Here is a 16,977-nt window from a genome sequence, read left to right as displayed (position 1 = left end):
CCCCTGAACAAATTGAAATCCGTGAGCTGAAGAAGCAAATAGCTCGTCTTGAGGAGCACAATCTTATCCTAAAAAAGGCTACCGCTCTCTTGATGTCAGACTCGATGAACAATTTACGCTAATCAGCGCACTCAAGCAGAGCCACTCTATTCTCACAATTTGTAATGCATTCAAAGTRCATCGAAGTAGCTATAAGTATTGGCTAAAAAGAAAAGAACATATTGATGCAGACTTKACTATTTTATGCAGTGAAGTGAAGGCCGCACATCRTATTAGTCATGGCTCTGCCGGTGCTCGAACGATAGCGCAATTAGTGACTAATAAAGGGATTGGTCTCAGTCGTTATCGAGCCCGTAATCTAATGAAAAAGCTTGGGTTATTAAGCTSTCAGCAGCCTAAGCATTCTTATMGGAAAGCGACACAAGAGCATGTTGCAATCCCCAATACGCTWAATCGACAGTTTGCAGTAACTCAACCAGATCAAGTGTGGTGTGGCGACGTGACRTATGTTTGGGTCGGTAATCGCTGGGCCTATCTAGCCGTTGTTYTWGACTTATTTTCCCGCAAACCTGTTGGATGGGCTTTGTCATTATCACCAGATAGTGCGCTGACCTGTAACGCTTTGAAAATGGCATTTGAGTTAAGGGGGAAGCCTGAGAATGTGATATATCACAGCGATCAAGGTTCACATTACACAAGCTTGAAATTCAGACAATTAATATGGCGTCTTCAGATTGAGCAAAGTATGAGTCGTCGCGGGAATTGTTGGGATAACGCACCAATGGAGCGTTTCTTTAGAAGTTTGAAATCTGAGTGGATCCCCGCTAGTGGTTATGGGAATTTTACAGAAGCAGATAAAGAGATCACAAATTACATCACTGGATATTACAGTGAGACCAGACCCCATCAATATAATGGTGGGTTAACGCCAAATGAGTCAGAACGTTTATATTGGAATGACTCTAAAACCGTGGCCAATTTTACTTGACCACTACATATCTGGGAACTGGCTGACCTCTTTATTCTTCCTAAATATCGCGGTGGTTGGATTGCGCTCGAAGTAGTCCGTCAAATATTTGAGCAGATTAGCACACCGATACTGGTCGCTACGTTCAAAGAAAATGAACTGGCTTTGCGCTTTTTTAAAGCGGTATCAAAACGATTACAGCTTAATTCAGTACGTGAGTTAATCGAGGATGAAACTACTCCGTTTTATACTTTCATCATAAATGAACACATCTAACAATCCATGTTATTCAAGTTTTTCTAAGCCACCCATTGTTTGTAGTAGTACGGTTAATTTGGCCATCTAGTTAGAATTGACCTCAGCAATTTCTACGTTTTTTGACCTTCGCCATACTTATCGTAATGTGAACTAGACGATTGTGAGTAATAGATCTTCCGCGCTTTTGTCCAAAAGCGTGCTGCGTGTCTCCTTAAAACCTACAGTTTATGCTAATGCTAAAAAGGTAGGCCATGGTGATTAGCGAGACGACCGTCCGCCCCATGGACGGGGCGGTCGAGCATCCAAGGATGATGGGATGGACACCTCTTGTGAAGTAGGCATCATTTACGCCATATTGAATTTGCACGTTCAATAACAACAAAAGGTGTCCAAAATGAAAGTTACACTAATAGGAATTGATCTCGCAAAAAATATCTTCCAAGTATGTGGAGTTAATCAAGCAGGCAAGAGTGTTTTTAACCGTTCGATTAAACGTGCTCAGCTCCTGACTTTTCTGCGTACTTACCCTGATGCCACTATTGCGATGGAAGCTTGTAGTGGCTCTAACTATTGGGGCAGAGAGTTACTTTCTCTCGGGCATGACGTCAAACTGATCCCGCCTCAGCATGTTAAGCCATTTGTCAAAGGCAATAAGAACGATCGCAATGATGCCTTCGCTATCTGTGAGGCGGCGCAGAGACCGAACATGATTTTCGTCCAGCCGAGAACCTTACCGCAGGTTGATATCATCATTACCCACAGAATTCGCGAGCGCCGGATCAGAATGCGCACTGCACTAACCAATCAAATCAGAGGCTTACTAAGTGAATATGGAATAGCCCTCCCTAAAGGACGTAATCCATTGAATCTTTTGCTGCCGGAATTACTTGAGGATGCCAGTAATCAACTCACTACGATTGCACGCCAATACATGCGTGATCTGATGGAAGAATTGCGTGCGATCAACGTTGCAATAGGTTCGCTGGAAAAAGATATCAAACTGCAGGCAAGAACGCACCCGGATGCCAAGCGACTGATGGGTATAAGAGGCGTTGCAGAAATCATTGCCACTGCCGCGGTGTCATTTGCCGGTGATGGCTCTGGCTATCATGGTGCTCGGCATTTTTCTGCAAATTTAGAACTGGTTCCTAAAGAGTTTTCCAGTGGGGGGAAACAGAAATTGGGCGGCATAACCAAACGAGGTAACAGCTATCTGCGGCGGCAACTGATCCAGGGAGCTTGGTCGATTATTCGCTATGCAAGTAAGAGTAATGACAGGATCTCCGTATGGGCCTTAAAGGTGATTGAGCGGCGAGGTAAACAGAAAGCGGCAGTAGCAATTGCAAACAAATTGGCGCGGATCATCTGGGCTATGCTGTTTCATCGCAGCGAATATCGGCCTTGTTAATATGTAAAAATCGAGTATTAAACTCACCTTAAAACACGACTACAGATAATGAAGTAACAGGTAATACCGGCCTTTGCAGATGCTGAGAGAGTACAAGGAGCATATGACTCCGAAAGGACGATAAGCAGCAAAGGCGCGGTTCTCATTAAGGCCAGAGAACAAAGATTCTCACAAACAGGTCGGATATACGTACGCAGTATTACTTTCTGTTACTCAAAAAGTGGTTGATCTATTTGAGGTGTCCATATAGGACTAGCTGCGAGTCGGTGAGTGAACACCATGGCAAGCCTGTATTAATGAATATCAGCAAATGCTCACAACTCAAGTTACGAATCCCCTGCACGACTTCCAACACATTTCCATCCACTTTCAACATCCCACCAACAAATATGCTCAATAACTTTATTTAACGATAACCCTCTGGCTTTCACAAAAACGCATAAATATTCTCATTTAATTCAAATTGGCTGTTGCAAAGGCTCATAAAAGCGGTTAGTTTAAATCCACTTATACGGGTAGACGTCCGTAACAACGAATTCAACGCTTCACTGTATTTCGAGCAGTTAAGCCAATAAAGTTAAATACCGAGAGAGTAAAATGAGCCCACTACTGAACGCTATCCACCACCATCACCATATGCGGTAGCCTTCGGACGCTCACTGCCGGAGGACTATATCCTTCTGGCGGACTGATTCAAGATGATCATAAACCCCTGGAAGGAATTCCGGGGGTTTTTGCTTTTAGGCGTTAATTTGGGTTTTAATTTAAATAGAAAATTTTAGATATTTTATAAATTATCAATACGTTAGCTAGAGCACTTAGTTAGATTTATTAGCTAGAGCCCGTTGAATGGCAAGGCGTATTAAACCGATTAAACAACACTTTTTGAATCTTTTAATTTTGATACTTTTGAGCGAGATAACACTATGACTGAATCGAACCGTTTACGCATCGCCATCCAAAAATCTGGCCGTCTTTCTACTGACTCTCAGCAACTGCTAAAAAGCTGTGGTGTTAAATTTTCTATTAATGAACAACGTCTTATCGCTCACGCTGACAATATGCCTATCGATTTACTGCGCGTTCGTGATGACGATATTCCAGGATTGGTGATGGACGGCGTGGTCGATATGGGGATCATCGGTGAAAACGTGCTCGAAGAGGAACAAATCGAGCGTCAAACTCTGAACAAACCCGCAGATTGCCTAAAACTGCGTCAGTTAGATTTCGGATCATGTCGCCTCTCGTTAGCCGTACCAACAGAATTCAGTTACGCCGATGCCTCCTCGTTAGAAGGATTACGCATCGCCACGTCTTACCCGAACCTTCTGCGCCGTTTTATGCAACAAAAAGGCATAACTTATCGCGACTGTATGTTAAAAGGCTCGGTTGAAGTCGCCCCGCGTGCCGGCCTTGCCGATGGGATTTGTGATCTTGTGTCGACGGGCGCTACCTTAGAGGCCAACGGTTTATACGAAACCGAAGTGATTTACCGCTCTATGGCCTGCATCATTCAATCGACCCAAACTCAATCGCCGACTAAACAAGCACTCATCGACAAAATTCTGTCCCGCGTCAACGGCGTTATCCGCGCCCGTGAGAGCAAATACATACTGCTACACGCGCCAACCGAAACCTTAGATCAAATCGTCGCCCTACTGCCCGGCGCGGAAAACCCAACCGTATTGCCATTAAATGATGATACTAACCGCGTTGCTATCCACGCCGTCAGTACCGAAGATTTGTTCTGGGATACCATGGAACAGTTGACCGCACTCGGTGCCAGCTCGATTCTGGTGATGCCAATCGAAAAAATGATGGGGTAATGTATGGAAATCCTAACTTGGTCAACCTTATCAACCGCCGAGCAAAAAACGGCGCTGAAACGCTCGCCTTTAATTGGTGACAGCGGCTTAGAGCAAAGCGTTCGCGCCATTATCGATGCGGTGGCAACGCGGGGGGATGCCGCTATTGCTGAATTTAATCAAAAGTTTGATGGCTTCAATAACGCGACTAGAGATTTAAATGGACAAGGTAGTGATGAGCTGCGTCTGAGTGAAACCGACATTACTGCAGCAAGCGCACGAGTATCACCAGAGCTTAAAGCGGCGATAGCCAAAGCCATGGCGAACATAGACGTGTTTCACAGCGCCCAGCAATTTCGCCCGATTGATATGGAAACCGAGGCGGGAGTACGCTGCGAGCTACGTAGCGAACCGATTGAAAAAGTGGGTTTATATATTCCTGGTGGCAGTGCGCCATTAATTTCTACCGTGATGATGCTCGCCCTGCCCGCCAAAATCGCCGGCTGCGAACAAAGAGTATTAGTCAGCCCACCACCCATCAACGATGCCATTATCTATGCCGCCAATGCCTGTGGGATCACTGAAATCTATCAAGTGGGCGGCGCGCAGGCGATTGCGGCACTGGCCTTTGGCACAGAAACTATTCCGGCGGTCGATAAGATTTTTGGCCCAGGTAACCGCTACGTCACTGAGGCTAAACGCTTAGTGTCACAGGATGGTCGCTGCACTGTGTGTATCGATATGCCAGCTGGTCCTTCTGAAGTGTTAGTGATTGCCGATAGCGACGCCAATTGCGAATTTATTGCCGCCGATTTGCTTTCGCAAGCGGAGCACGGCCCTGATTCACAAGTGATCTTAGTGACAGATTCGCAAGCTATCGCCGATGACGTGAATAACGCGCTAACAAGACAGCTCACTGCCCTGCCACGTTGTGATATCGCGGCAACGGCACTACTGAGCAGTCGCACTTTTGTTGTGGACGACATGATGCAAGCCGCGCAGGTTTCGAATCAATATGGGCCTGAGCACTTGATCATTCAAACGCGCTTTCCCCGTGAGGTACTGAAAAACATTCGCGCGGCGGGCTCGGTATTTTTAGGCGCTTATACACCTGAATCTGTTGGCGATTATGCCAGTGGCACCAACCACGTGCTGCCGACTTACGGTTACAGCCGCGCCGTGTCGAGCCTGTCATTAGCCGACTTTAGCCGCCGCTTTACCGTGCAGGAACTTAGTGCTAAGGGCTTAATCGGATTGGGGCAAGCGGTCATGACGTTAGCCAGTAACGAATTGCTCGATGCGCACAAAAATGCCGTCGCAGTACGTTTAGCTAGCCTAGAGCAATGATCCGCTTAATGAGATGTGAGTGAAGAAAATGAGCCAAGTGAGCAGCATGGAAAAGACAGCAGAACCCGTAGCATTAGCATCGACGTTAGCACCGGCGCCGCTAACGTTAGCTGAGCGCCTAGCGCGCCCTGAGTTACTTGATTTAACGCCCTACCAGAGTGCCCGCAGACTGGGCGGTCGTGGTGATATTTGGATCAATGCCAACGAATCGCCTTTTAATAATGTCGATACGGCAGCGCTCGATTTATCAAAATTGAATCGTTATCCAGAATGCCAACCGCCGCAGCTTATCAATGCCTACAGTGAATACAGCGGCGTGAGCGCCAGCAAGATAGTCGCCAGCCGCGGCGCCGATGAAGCGATTGAGCTGTTAATTCGCGCCTTTTGTATACCTGGCGTCGACAGCATTGCCTACTTTGGCCCGACGTACGGCATGTATGCCATCAGCGCGAACACCTTTAATGTGGGCGTTAAAGCGTTAAATCTCAGCGCGGAATATGGCTTGCCGACAAGCTATGCCAAGGACGTTCGCGGCGCAAAACTGGTGTTTATCTGCAATCCCAATAACCCGACTGGCACAGTGATCGACAAAGCCATTATCGAGCAAGCAATCAAAGCCCTGCCCGATTCGCTTGTGGTCATCGATGAGGCCTATATTGAGTTTTGCCCCGAATACAGCGTGGCGGATTTGCTGGAAAGCTATCCGAATCTGGTGGTACTGCGCACCCTGTCAAAAGCCTTCGCACTCGCCGGCGCACGCTGTGGTTTTATGCTGGCAAACGAGGCCGTAGTCGAAATCATTATGCGCGTGATTGCGCCCTATCCTGTGCCGCTGCCCGTGAGTGAAGTCGCCACACAGGCGCTATCAAGCGCTGGCATTGCGCGGATGAAAGTGCAAGTTGCACAATTAAATGAGCAAGGCGCCAGACTCACAGCAGCGATCAGCGCTTATTGTTCAAAATCGAATAGTTCAGAGTCCCGCGCCCGCGTGCTTAAGCCTAACGGCAATTATGTGCTGGCTGAATTTGATGATGTAGCTAAGGTCGCAGCATTACTGCAAGGCAGCGGTGTTGTCGCCCGCGCTTACAAAGACCCAAGGCTTGCCAAAGCTATCCGCTTTAGCTTTAGTTCAAAGGCGGATACCGATGTGTTAGTGAATTTATTTGAATCGCAACGCACTGAGCAGTCATCAGAAAACGAATAATAAGTCACTGATAATAAATCTCTGATCATAAAAAACTAATAAAAAGCGAATGCAACGCTGAAAGTTAAATCAGCTTAAGCATTAGCTAAACGAATTGAATTTGAAGGTAGAGCCATGAACCCACAATTTGTCCCGAACGTTGCACAAAAAATTCTGTTTATCGACCGCGATGGCACCTTGATTGAAGAGCCAGTCACCGACAAACAGGTCGATAGTCTAGCGAAATTAGTGTTCGAGCCACAGGTGATCCCCGCTTTGCTACGTCTGCAAAAGGCGGGGTTTCGTTTAGTCATGGTCAGCAATCAAGACGGCCTTGGCACACCATCTTTCCCGCAGGAAGATTTCGACGCGCCCCACAATATGATGATGCAAATCCTCAAAAGCCAAGGGGTGAACTTCGAAGATGTGGTGATTTGCCCGCACTTTAACGATGAAAATTGCAGTTGCCGTAAACCTAAGCTTGGGCTAGTAAAAGACTATCTCACCCAAGGCTGCATCGATTTCACCCAATCAGCTGTAATTGGTGATCGCGAAACCGATGTGGAACTCGGCAATGCCATGGGCATTAAAAGTCTTAAATATCAACGCGAAACGTTGGGCTGGAATGCCATCGCTGATGCGCTGCTCAATAAAGGCCGCACCGCCACGGTCGTACGTACCACCAAAGAAACCGACATTCGTGTGACTGTTGATCTCGACAGCCCCGTTAAAGGCAAAATCGACACTGGCATTGGCTTTTTCGACCACATGCTCGATCAAATTGCCACCCACGGTAATTTTAGAATGGATGTGAAAGTCGATGGCGATCTGGAAATCGACGATCACCACAGCGTCGAAGACACTGCGCTGGCCATAGGTGATGCCCTGCGCCAAGCGCTCGGTGACAAACGCGGCATTGCCCGTTTCGGCTTTAGTCTGCCGATGGACGAAGCCAAGGGCGAATGTCTGCTGGATATCTCTGGCCGTCCTTTTATCAAGTTCTCAGCCGATTTTGAGCGTGAACATGTCGGCGAAATGGCCACAGAAATGGTGCCACACTTCTTCCGCTCCTTTGCCGATGGCCTGCGCTGTACGCTGCATGTCGCCGCCGAAGGTGATAACGATCACCACAAGGTTGAAGCCCTGTTTAAAGTGCTCGGCCGCGCGCTGCGCCAAGCGGTTAAAGTCGAAGGCGATATTCTGCCATCGAGCAAAGGCGTGCTTTAAGGTATCAGCATAAATCGTTTAAGAGGTTAGGATGCAACAAGACACTCTATTAACAGCTGGCCAGCAATTAACAGCAAATGAATCATCAGATGCTGAAACCGTCATCATAGACACGGGCTGCGCCAATTTAAACTCAGTACGTTTCGCCTTCGAGCGTTTAGGCGCTAAGGTGTTGGTCACAGACGATAAAACCAAAATCAAAGCGGCAAAACGTGTGGTGCTACCGGGAGTGGGCACAGCGGGAGCCGCCATGGCGTCCTTACATGAAAAAGGTTTAGTCGAACTTATTCAAGGCCTGACTCAACCTGTGCTGGGCGTGTGCCTTGGCATGCAAATGTTGGCGGCAATTTCTAAAGAGCGCGGCGGCAAAGGTCAAGATTGCGAGTGCTTAGGCATAATCCCAACCGACATTTGTGAGCTGGATACGCAGTTACTCAAAGCTGAAAACTTACCTTTGCCGCACATGGGTTGGAACCAACTTAAGCTAACGACAAACTCACAAGGAGCCAAAATCCCTAGCGTTCACCCGTTATTTGCAGGCATTGAAGATGGCAGTTATGTGTATTTCGTCCACAGTTACCGTGCGCCATTGAGCGAATTTACCTTAGCCCAATGTTCCTATGGTGAAGGCTTTAGTGCCGCCATTGGCAAAGGTAACTTTATGGGCGTGCAGTTCCACCCCGAGAAAAGTGCCGCCGTGGGCGCGCAAATTCTGCGTAACTTTTTACTGATGGATGAGTTACAAATGAACGAAGCTCTGATGAACAAAGCGCTGCAAAGCAACTCTGCTGATGGCCAATCTGGTGTTAATAAGGCTGAACAATGAATAAATTACTCAGCAAAAAAATAACTACTAATAAACCACTTATAAATAAATCAATCGAGGATTTAAGCTTATGATTATTCCTGCGATTGATTTAATTGATGGCAATGTTGTCCGTCTTTATCAAGGTGATTACGGCCAGCAGACCACCTTTGATTTAAGTCCTTTGGCGCAGCTGCAATCCTATGAGGCTCAAGGCGCGAAGTGGTTGCATATCGTTGATTTAACAGGCGCGAAAGATCCCGGTAAACGCCAAACTCTCCTTATCAGTGAACTCGTGGCGGGACTAAACGCTAATATTCAAGTTGGCGGTGGGATTCGCACGGAAGAACAAGTCACTGAATTATTAGCTATCGGCGTAAAACGCGTGGTGATTGGCTCACTGGCGGTGAAAGAACCTGAGTTAGTCAAACAATGGTTTATCAAATACGGCAGCGAAGCGATTTGCCTCGCACTCGATGTCAATATCAACCAAAGCGGCGAGAAAATTGTCGCCGTATCCGGTTGGCAAAGTGGCGGTGGTAAGAGTTTAGAATCCCTTGTAGAAACCTTTAGCGCGGTCGGCTTAAAGCATGCGCTAGTAACTGATATTAGCCGTGACGGCACCTTAACGGGCGCGAATACCGCGCTTTATCAAGAAATTGCTGCAAGTTATCCCGATATCGCTTGGCAAGCCTCCGGCGGTATTGCGACTCTTGAAGATGTTGCCGCCGTACGTGACAGCGGCGCGGCGGGCATCATTATCGGTAAAGCCTTGCTTATCAATCAGTTTAACGTGGTGGAGGCAATCCAATGCTGGCCAAACGACTAGTCCCCTGTTTAGATGTAAAAGACGGTAAAGTAGTGAAAGGCGTGCAGTTTCGTAACCACGAAATTGTCGGTGATATAGTGCCCTTAGCCGCGCGTTATGCCGAAGAAGGCGCCGATGAGCTGGTGTTTTATGACATTACCGCCAGCGCCCATGAACGTGTGGTCGATAAATCTTGGGTGAGCCGCGTGGCCGAGCAGATTGATATTCCCTTCTGCGTGGCAGGGGGGATTAAAACCATTAGCCAAGCCCGTGAGTTATTAGCCTTTGGTGCGGATAAGATTTCGATTAACTCGCCCGCCTTAACCGATCCGAGTTTGATCTCGCGCCTGCAGGACGAGTTCGGCCGCCAGTGTATCGTGATTGGTATCGACTCCTTTTTCGATGCCACCAGCAACAGCTATAAAGTAAAGCAATTTACTGGCGATGAGGCTGCGACTAAAGATACCCAATGGTTCACCCAAGACTGGGTTGAAGAAGTGCAAAAACGAGGTTGTGGTGAAATCGTGCTCAATGTGATGAACCAAGACGGCGTGCGCGGCGGCTACGATATCAAGCAGTTAAGACTTGTTCGCGCCATCTGCGACGTGCCTTTAATTGCCTCGGGCGGTGCTGGGACTATGGCGCATTTTCGCGATGTGTTTATTGAAGCTAAGGTCGATGCCGCGCTGGCAGCGAGCGTATTCCACAAGGCGATTATCAACATCGGTGAGTTAAAAGCCTATTTAGCGGCCGAAGGCATTGCGATTAGGCGCTAGCTATTGCAATTAGCCGCTCGCGGTCAATCGTTTATAGCGAGCTAATGCCGCCTACCGCTACAGTAAGAGCATGAGTAAGAGCTAGCAACCACAATACTTCGCTAAAAAGCATCAACAAATTAAGAGTGAACACTATGTCAACGCAAACAAACACTAAGTCAGATTTTAGCGAGCTGGATTGGGACAAACAGGATGGGCTTATTCCTGCCGTGATCCAAAACCATTTATCGGGCAAGGTATTAATGCTCGGTTATATGGATAAAGCCGCGCTGGAAAAAACCTTAAGCACAGGTGATGTGACCTTTTTCAGCCGCTCAAAACAGCGCTTGTGGACTAAGGGTGAAACCTCGGGGAATACGCTAAAGTTGGTGGCTATCGATAAGGACTGCGATAACGACAGCCTGTTAGTGCAAGTTATTCCCAACGGCCCAACCTGCCACAAAGGCACCGAAAGTTGCTGGTTAGATGACAATGCGCACCCATTTTTGAACAATCTCGCCAGCTTAATCACCTCGCGTAAAGGGCAAAGTGCCGATTCCAGCTACACGGCGTCTTTGTTTGCGCGCGGCACTAAACGTATCGCCCAAAAGGTCGGGGAAGAAGGTCTTGAAACCGCCCTTGCCGCTGCGACCTACGATAAAGAAGAGCTGGTTAACGAAGCCTCAGATCTTATCTATCACTTGCTGGTATTGCTTGAAGATCAAAACTTAAGCCTCAGTGACATCACAGCAAACTTGCTGGCAAGACATGAAAAGGCGCTGCAGAGCAAAGCATAATCTACTTACTGGCTCTGATATCACGCGTATCAGTTTTACCTCTGGAAATGCCAAATGCCGCAAACTTGAGCCAAGTCTGCGGCATTTTTTATCGTGCGATAAATGTAGCTAACTCCTCTTTACTTCCTCTCATTGACCATAAACTCAGTGTGAGTTAGGCATGTCTTTCAGCTTAGTCACATGACAAAAAACAAACAAAATACTGTTGTAATGGTTGACAAGTACATCTCAACTCCCTATGGTAGCCTCCGTTGCCGATGTTAAGTCCCGGCAGCAAAAAGACTTAAGGTGCGGTTGTTCCAGCGACTCATAAAATGAATGTCTTTTAAGTAAAAAGATTAAAGAGAACGCCACCTTTGATAATCGAATCTAATTTAATCGCGGTTATCCCTGTTTACTCAACACACGCTAAGGCAAGTTTTATGTGTTTCACACCCTTTTATTATCCCTATCTGTAGCCGCAATGGCATAGATAGGCACCTCGCCTGACCTTCCATTGTGGCCATATCCTTTCGGATCCGCTGAGCGCCACTGTCTCATTTGCTTAAATCATTTTGTGCTTGAATCATTTCATCATTGAATCGCATCAAAATCCTTTAAGACAGTTGCTTTAGGATCAAGTCTTTATCTCTTTTTCTTGCAACACGCTTTTGAGATCATGTTATGACACAGAATAAAATTTTCGGCAGTTTACTGCTTATCGCCGGCACCACAATCGGCGCGGGTATGCTGGCTTTGCCTATCGCATCGGCTGGACTCGGTTTTGGCACCTCCTCCGCCATCATGTTGATCCTATGGGCGCTAATGGCCTACACGGCGTTGCTAATGGTAGAAATCCATCAATTCGCCCCCAGCGATGCCAGCCTTAATCACTTGGCGCAACGCTTATTGGGTCGTAAGGGCCAGTTGATCGCCAATAGCGCCTTGATGTTTTTACTGTACGCCCTTTGCGCCGCGTACATTGCCGGTGGCGGTGAGCAAGTGAACCAAAAGCTGAGCACTTGGCTAGGGTTAAGTTTGCCACCACAGGCGGGCGCCATCCTGTTTACCTTGCTGATTGGGGCGATTGTGGGCATGGGAACTCACTGTGTGGACCTTATCAACCGCGGTTTGTTTGCCCTTAAGCTATTGGCATTACTCCTTATGTTGGCCTTGTTACTGCCGCAGGTAGAAAGCCCACATTTGCTCGAACTCCCACTCAACCAAGGCCTAATTATCACGGCTATTCCGGTGATTTTTACCTCCTTTGGTTTTCACGGGTCGATTCCCTCAGTGGTGCGTTACTTAGGGGTTGAGGTGAAAGCCCTGCGCAGGATCATGCTACTCGGCTCCGCTTTACCACTGGTCATTTATCTTTTGTGGCAAGTAGGTAGCCAAGGTGTACTGAGCCAAAGCCAATTGCTCGAAAATCAGAGCTTATCGAGCTTTATCAATCAACTAGCGAGCGTACTGCACAGCGAATACTTAAGCAGCGCGATCAGTTTGTTTGCCGATCTCGCTCTTGCTACTTCGTTTTTAGGGGTGAGTTTAGGCTTGTTCGATTTTATGGCCTCGACCTTAAGGCGTGAGGATGATTTTTCTGGTCGTAGCCTAACCGCTGCCATCACCTTTTTACCGCCCTTAGGTTTTGCCCTCTTCTACCCTCAAGGTTTTATCACAGCGCTGGGTTACGCGGCGATTGCGCTGGTGATCCTCGCCATCTTTTTACCTGTGGCCATGGTGTGGACACAGCGCCAGACAAGGGACGCGGCCAATATGCCGACGGGATATCGGGTCGCGGGCGGCAAGTTTGCCTTAATGCTCGCCACACTTTGCGGAATTGTGGTGATCGCCGCCCAGATATTTAGCTAGCCGCAATTCACTCACCAAGAGTGAGTTAACTAAAAGTTAGCTAGCCCGAATAAAAGATGAAGTACAAGAGCCTGTTAAACCTCAACTATTGACATCAGGCTCTTGTCTATTCAATCATCCTTTCACATTAGTCAGCTAAGCCCTTGAGTTTTAAACTGCCTCAGGTGCTCGTGCGCGATATAAGAGCTCCGAAGTAACCGAACCTAAGTAAAAGTGCCAATGAAATATACACATTCGTGTATTTTTGCACTGCTAAGGCACGAGTTTGATCAGGGCTCAGTCAATAAGGATAAATATCAAACCCAATGCCAATCCACAACAAGCCAAGCCGTGGCAATGCCTCTGATAGCAAGGCACCTCAACACGAGGCAACGCAGATATCCGCTGGCCCTCGCAGTGGTGCTTTAGGTTCTGGAACGGATACTCATGTTGCTGCACAAAATCGCCGTAAATTCCCCCTAAAAAAAACCTTATTGGCGACCAGCTTAACGGGCATCTTGGCGGGCGTGGCGTTAACTGTTTGGATTGTGAATACCCAGGCTGAACAACTCATTATACGGGCGGCAAATTTTGCCCTCATAGGTATGGACAGCGAACTGATTGACATTGAATTAGGGAAAAGTCAGTTAGAACATTGGAGAATTACCTCTGCCAATCTGAGGGTGCATGATAGCCATATCAGGCTTAATGATGTGAATATTCAGCTAAAACTTGACTGGCCGCAGAGTTTTGCCGAACTTAAACAGTTCAGCCAAGCCTCTTACCTCACTCAAAAAATCACCCAAATATCCACAGGTGATATTGAGGTCGAGTTAGGGCAATCACTATTTTTACCCAATCGAAATGCCATTGATGAACAAGGCCCCGCATTGGCCTTAGATATCAAATCATTACCACTCATCGATATCGGAAAAACCAGTCTTATTCTCAACTCCCACCATCTCAACACCCATAATGATTTACCCGCCTATCGTTTGGTAATGGGTAAGTTGAGCCTTAACGGCGCAGGGGAAATCAACAGCGAGTTTAGCCACGAAGGTGAAAGCATCGCCAAGCTCAAAGCCACACTCGCAGCCCAACAGTGGCAACTGGCAAGTCAAATTGCACTCGCGCCGCTGCTTGCGAGCTTGCATCAAATAAGCCTGAGGCAAGCGCAGGACAGTGTACTGAGTCCGTTAACTGAGCTTGATAAAGAGTGGCAAGCGTTAGCGATTGATCTACAAGGTCAATTGGTGTCCAACAGCAGTATCACTTTAACCTCAGGCGAACTTATCAGTGAGCATCAATTAATCGATCCAAAGCTGACCTTTAATCAACTAGCTGCACTAGAGCTTGCGCCTAAACCCGAGCTTGCACCTAAGTCTGAGTTAGCATTTAAAATTGCCGGACATTTAGCTGAACTTGACCTAAAACTAGAGCCCTTTAGCTTAGCGCTGAGTCCAAATACAGAGCAGCAACAGCGATTGATGCAGCTACTCGATAAGTCGCTGGCTAAGCCTTTAACTCAACCTTCGTCTCAATCTTTAACCCATCCGGCAGCCAAGACTGCTTCAGAGCAAGTGCCTGATCCGCTAGCGAGTCAAATCGCTAAGCTACTATCGGGGCTCAAAAGTACAGATACACCTGTGGGGATCGCACTGACATTGCCTGAAGCCCTGCACTATCCGCTGACTCAAATTCCGCAAGATGTGCACTTAGCTAATCCCCTTGCGATTAAACTTCCTCGAGTGAAGCTTAAGACCTTAGGCAGTAAGCTAGATACCCAAGTCGATTTGGCCAATGTTGAAATAACAAAATCAACCAAAGCACTGGCCTTCAAAACAGATTGGCGCCTTAATACGAGGCAAACAGGCTCAATGCAATTATCTGAATTGTGGGCAAATCCGCCGCATGACTTTAGCTGGAATAATAGTCAGTTAACGACAGCAGGCACATTTAACTTAGTTCAGACGCCAAGTTCAACCGATTGGCAATTCATCACTGCCACTACCGAGTCGACTGAACTGACTCAATCAACAAAACAAAATACTGGCAACACGCTACAGTTCGCCGTGGGTGAGCTTAAGCGTATTAGCATGCAAAATAAAAATGCGGCTAAACATGCAGAGTTTAGCCTTGGTAGTATCGCGATAAATGCCCTCGCGCCGCTGAACATAAGCTCGCAGCAAAGCACTCATACTCAGAGTTCTGGTATTCAAAACGCTAGCATTCAGAAAGTCAGTCCAGCGCAAAGCTCAGTGCCCACATCTGATACCGCAAACAGGTTAACCCTTGCCATACCACCTTTAACCTTAGCACTGGAGCAACTGTATTTTTCGCAGACCAAACAGACTTTAGTGACAGATGATGTAGTCACTGAGGCTAATGCTGATAAAAATGCTAGCACTAGCATCATAACGAAAACCGATATGAATGCGGGCAGTTTCTCGATTGCATTACAAAAAAACATGTCATTTGAGCTTAAACCCGATATCGAAGCGCTGTTCGATTCACTACTCGCTACCACTTGGCGTAATCAACTCGCATGGCAAGCCAGTCAGCTAAATATCGAAAAACAGCTCAGCAGCAAAGGCCGCAGCCGCAAAGAAACCGTACTCAAGCTGGACAAGTTAACGCTGGTACAAAGCTTAGATTGGAAAAATAATACGCTCTTTGGTGATGAGCACTGGCAAGTGGGCACGGTTGAGCTGCAAAGCCAACACAAGCTGAACCTTGCCACCGCGAGCAAACCTCTAGTGCTGACGGGGCAATGGGTTGTCGACACTAGCATGACCGAGGCGCTAGCCTTGCTCAATCAAACCCAACCCTTACCATCTGAGCTTAATGTCACAGGTAATAACCAATTACAGGCGCAGTTTAATTTAACCCAACAGCGCGATCAGACCCAATTTGCCATGCAAATAACTCAATCGATGACAGAACTTGAAGGCTTTTATAAAGACATCATTTTTGAGGGGGGAAAACTGCAAGCGCAATGTGAGTTCACTTGGGGGCAATCTTATAAAAAAGAGTCTCATAACAAGCCGCAGGATAAAGGCTATTTTAGCAGCCTCAGTAAGCTCAATTGCCCGCAGACGCTGATGACCTTTAACTTATTTGATCCTGGCTTCCCACTGACTGATATTGAAGTGGAAGCCGATATCGTCCTTGGCAAAGATGCCGAGAAATTGCCCGACAATTGGATACAACAACTCACAGGCTTAAGTGACACCGATGTTTCCATGACCGCCAAAGGCAAAGTGCTCAGCGGCCAGTTTCTGCTGCCAGAATTTAATCTTAAATTGCAGGATAAATCCCATGCCTATCTGCTGCTGCAGGCCATGAGTCTGGAAGAGGTCCTGCGCATTCAACCACAAATTGGCATCTATGCCGACGGCATATTCGATGGCGTGTTGCCCGTCGATTTAATCAACGGCAAAGTGTCGATCACTGGCGGGCAATTAGCCGCGCGCGCACCCGGCGGCCTCATCGCTATCTCAGGCAACCCCGCCGTTGAGCAGATGCGCCAATCCCAACCGTATCTAGACTTTGTCTTTTCAACGTTAGAACACTTACAATACAGCCAATTATCAAGCAGCTTTGATATGGACCAAGCCGGTGATGCTAAACTACTCGTCGAAGTAAAAGGCCGCGGTGAAGGGATTGAACGCCCTATCCACTTGAATTACTCTCATGAAGAGAACATGCTGCAATTATTTAGAAGTCTGCAAATTGGTAATGACTTGCAGGACAGAATCGAAAAATCAGTGAAGTAACAAGGAAACCT

11 protein-coding genes and 1 pseudogene are annotated in these 16,977 nt (G+C 47.3%); all 12 read left to right on the top strand.

Features of this window, described 5'->3' with window-relative positions; genetic code table 11:
* Window positions 1–988: pseudogene (locus L5M28_RS08115) on the top strand (IS3 family transposase); the annotation flags it as partial.
* Between the two features lie 631 nt (window positions 989–1,619).
* Window positions 1,620–2,633, top strand: a complete 1,014-nt coding sequence (locus L5M28_RS08110) for an IS110 family transposase (protein WP_263203007.1) — start codon at window positions 1,620–1,622, stop codon at window positions 2,631–2,633.
* A gap of 926 nt (window positions 2,634–3,559) precedes the next feature.
* On the top strand, window positions 3,560–4,459 hold the full coding sequence (gene hisG / locus L5M28_RS08105) for an ATP phosphoribosyltransferase (protein WP_041408375.1): 900 nt from the start codon (window positions 3,560–3,562) through the stop codon (window positions 4,457–4,459).
* A gap of 3 nt (window positions 4,460–4,462) precedes the next feature.
* Window positions 4,463–5,785: a histidinol dehydrogenase gene (hisD, locus tag L5M28_RS08100; protein ID WP_263203005.1), complete on the top strand. Its 1,323-nt coding sequence runs from the start codon at window positions 4,463–4,465 to the stop codon at window positions 5,783–5,785.
* A gap of 46 nt (window positions 5,786–5,831) precedes the next feature.
* Entirely contained in the window at window positions 5,832–6,989 is a 1,158-nt protein-coding gene (gene hisC / locus L5M28_RS08095; protein WP_411569170.1) for a histidinol-phosphate transaminase, read from the top strand.
* A 114-nt stretch (window positions 6,990–7,103) separates the two neighbouring features.
* Complete coding sequence (gene hisB, locus L5M28_RS08090) at window positions 7,104–8,195, top strand: bifunctional histidinol-phosphatase/imidazoleglycerol-phosphate dehydratase HisB (RefSeq protein ID WP_263203003.1); 1,092 nt, start codon at window positions 7,104–7,106, stop codon at window positions 8,193–8,195.
* Window positions 8,196–8,226: 31 nt separating this feature from the next.
* Window positions 8,227–9,021, top strand: coding sequence for an imidazole glycerol phosphate synthase subunit HisH (gene hisH, locus L5M28_RS08085; RefSeq protein WP_263198554.1), 795 nt, complete (start codon window positions 8,227–8,229; stop codon window positions 9,019–9,021).
* Window positions 9,022–9,091: 70 nt separating this feature from the next.
* Window positions 9,092–9,829: a 1-(5-phosphoribosyl)-5-[(5-phosphoribosylamino)methylideneamino]imidazole-4-carboxamide isomerase gene (gene hisA, locus L5M28_RS08080; RefSeq protein WP_263198555.1), complete on the top strand. Its 738-nt coding sequence runs from the start codon at window positions 9,092–9,094 to the stop codon at window positions 9,827–9,829.
* Window positions 9,811–10,584 carry an imidazole glycerol phosphate synthase subunit HisF gene (gene hisF / locus L5M28_RS08075; RefSeq protein ID WP_263203001.1) on the top strand — a complete coding sequence of 258 codons (774 nt, stop codon included), beginning with the start codon at window positions 9,811–9,813 and terminating at the stop codon, window positions 10,582–10,584. The genes hisA and hisF overlap by 19 nt, the downstream gene beginning before the upstream one ends.
* Before the next feature lie 134 nt (window positions 10,585–10,718).
* A complete protein-coding gene (gene hisIE / locus L5M28_RS08070) occupies window positions 10,719–11,360 on the top strand; it encodes a bifunctional phosphoribosyl-AMP cyclohydrolase/phosphoribosyl-ATP diphosphatase HisIE (protein WP_263203000.1) in 642 nt (213 codons plus the stop codon).
* A 663-nt stretch (window positions 11,361–12,023) separates the two neighbouring features.
* On the top strand, window positions 12,024–13,211 hold the full coding sequence (locus L5M28_RS08065; RefSeq protein WP_263202998.1) for an aromatic amino acid transport family protein: 1,188 nt from the start codon (window positions 12,024–12,026) through the stop codon (window positions 13,209–13,211).
* 305 nt (window positions 13,212–13,516) lie between these two features.
* Window positions 13,517–16,966 carry a YdbH domain-containing protein gene (locus tag L5M28_RS08060; RefSeq protein ID WP_263202996.1) on the top strand — a complete coding sequence of 1,150 codons (3,450 nt, stop codon included), beginning with the start codon at window positions 13,517–13,519 and terminating at the stop codon, window positions 16,964–16,966.
* The last annotated feature ends 11 nt before the right edge of the window (window positions 16,967–16,977 follow it).

Origin of the sequence: Shewanella sp. SW32, from assembly GCF_025653365.1 — a bacterium.
Classification (GTDB): Bacteria; Pseudomonadota; Gammaproteobacteria; order Enterobacterales; family Shewanellaceae; genus Shewanella; species Shewanella oncorhynchi.
Note: the sequence above shows the minus strand (reverse complement) of the source record. Positions and strands in the feature narration are given on the sequence as shown.

Bases quoted from the DNA above. Each gene is read 5' to 3' on its own strand.
- L5M28_RS08065 (WP_263202998.1), top strand. From the start codon at position 12,024: ATGACACAGAATAAAATTTTCGGCAGTTTACTGCTTATCGCCGGCACC.
- hisB (WP_263203003.1), top strand. From the start codon at position 7,104: ATGAACCCACAATTTGTCCCGAACGTTGCACAAAAAATTCTGTTTATC.
- hisC (WP_411569170.1), top strand. From the start codon at position 5,832: ATGGAAAAGACAGCAGAACCCGTAGCATTAGCATCGACGTTAGCACCG.
- hisF (WP_263203001.1), top strand. From the start codon at position 9,811: ATGCTGGCCAAACGACTAGTCCCCTGTTTAGATGTAAAAGACGGTAAA.
- hisA (WP_263198555.1), top strand. From the start codon at position 9,092: ATGATTATTCCTGCGATTGATTTAATTGATGGCAATGTTGTCCGTCTT.
- hisG (WP_041408375.1), top strand. From the start codon at position 3,560: ATGACTGAATCGAACCGTTTACGCATCGCCATCCAAAAATCTGGCCGT.
- hisH (WP_263198554.1), top strand. From the start codon at position 8,227: ATGCAACAAGACACTCTATTAACAGCTGGCCAGCAATTAACAGCAAAT.
- L5M28_RS08110 (WP_263203007.1), top strand. From the start codon at position 1,620: ATGAAAGTTACACTAATAGGAATTGATCTCGCAAAAAATATCTTCCAA.
- L5M28_RS08060 (WP_263202996.1), top strand. From the start codon at position 13,517: ATGCCAATCCACAACAAGCCAAGCCGTGGCAATGCCTCTGATAGCAAG.
- hisIE (WP_263203000.1), top strand. From the start codon at position 10,719: ATGTCAACGCAAACAAACACTAAGTCAGATTTTAGCGAGCTGGATTGG.
- hisD (WP_263203005.1), top strand. From the start codon at position 4,463: ATGGAAATCCTAACTTGGTCAACCTTATCAACCGCCGAGCAAAAAACG.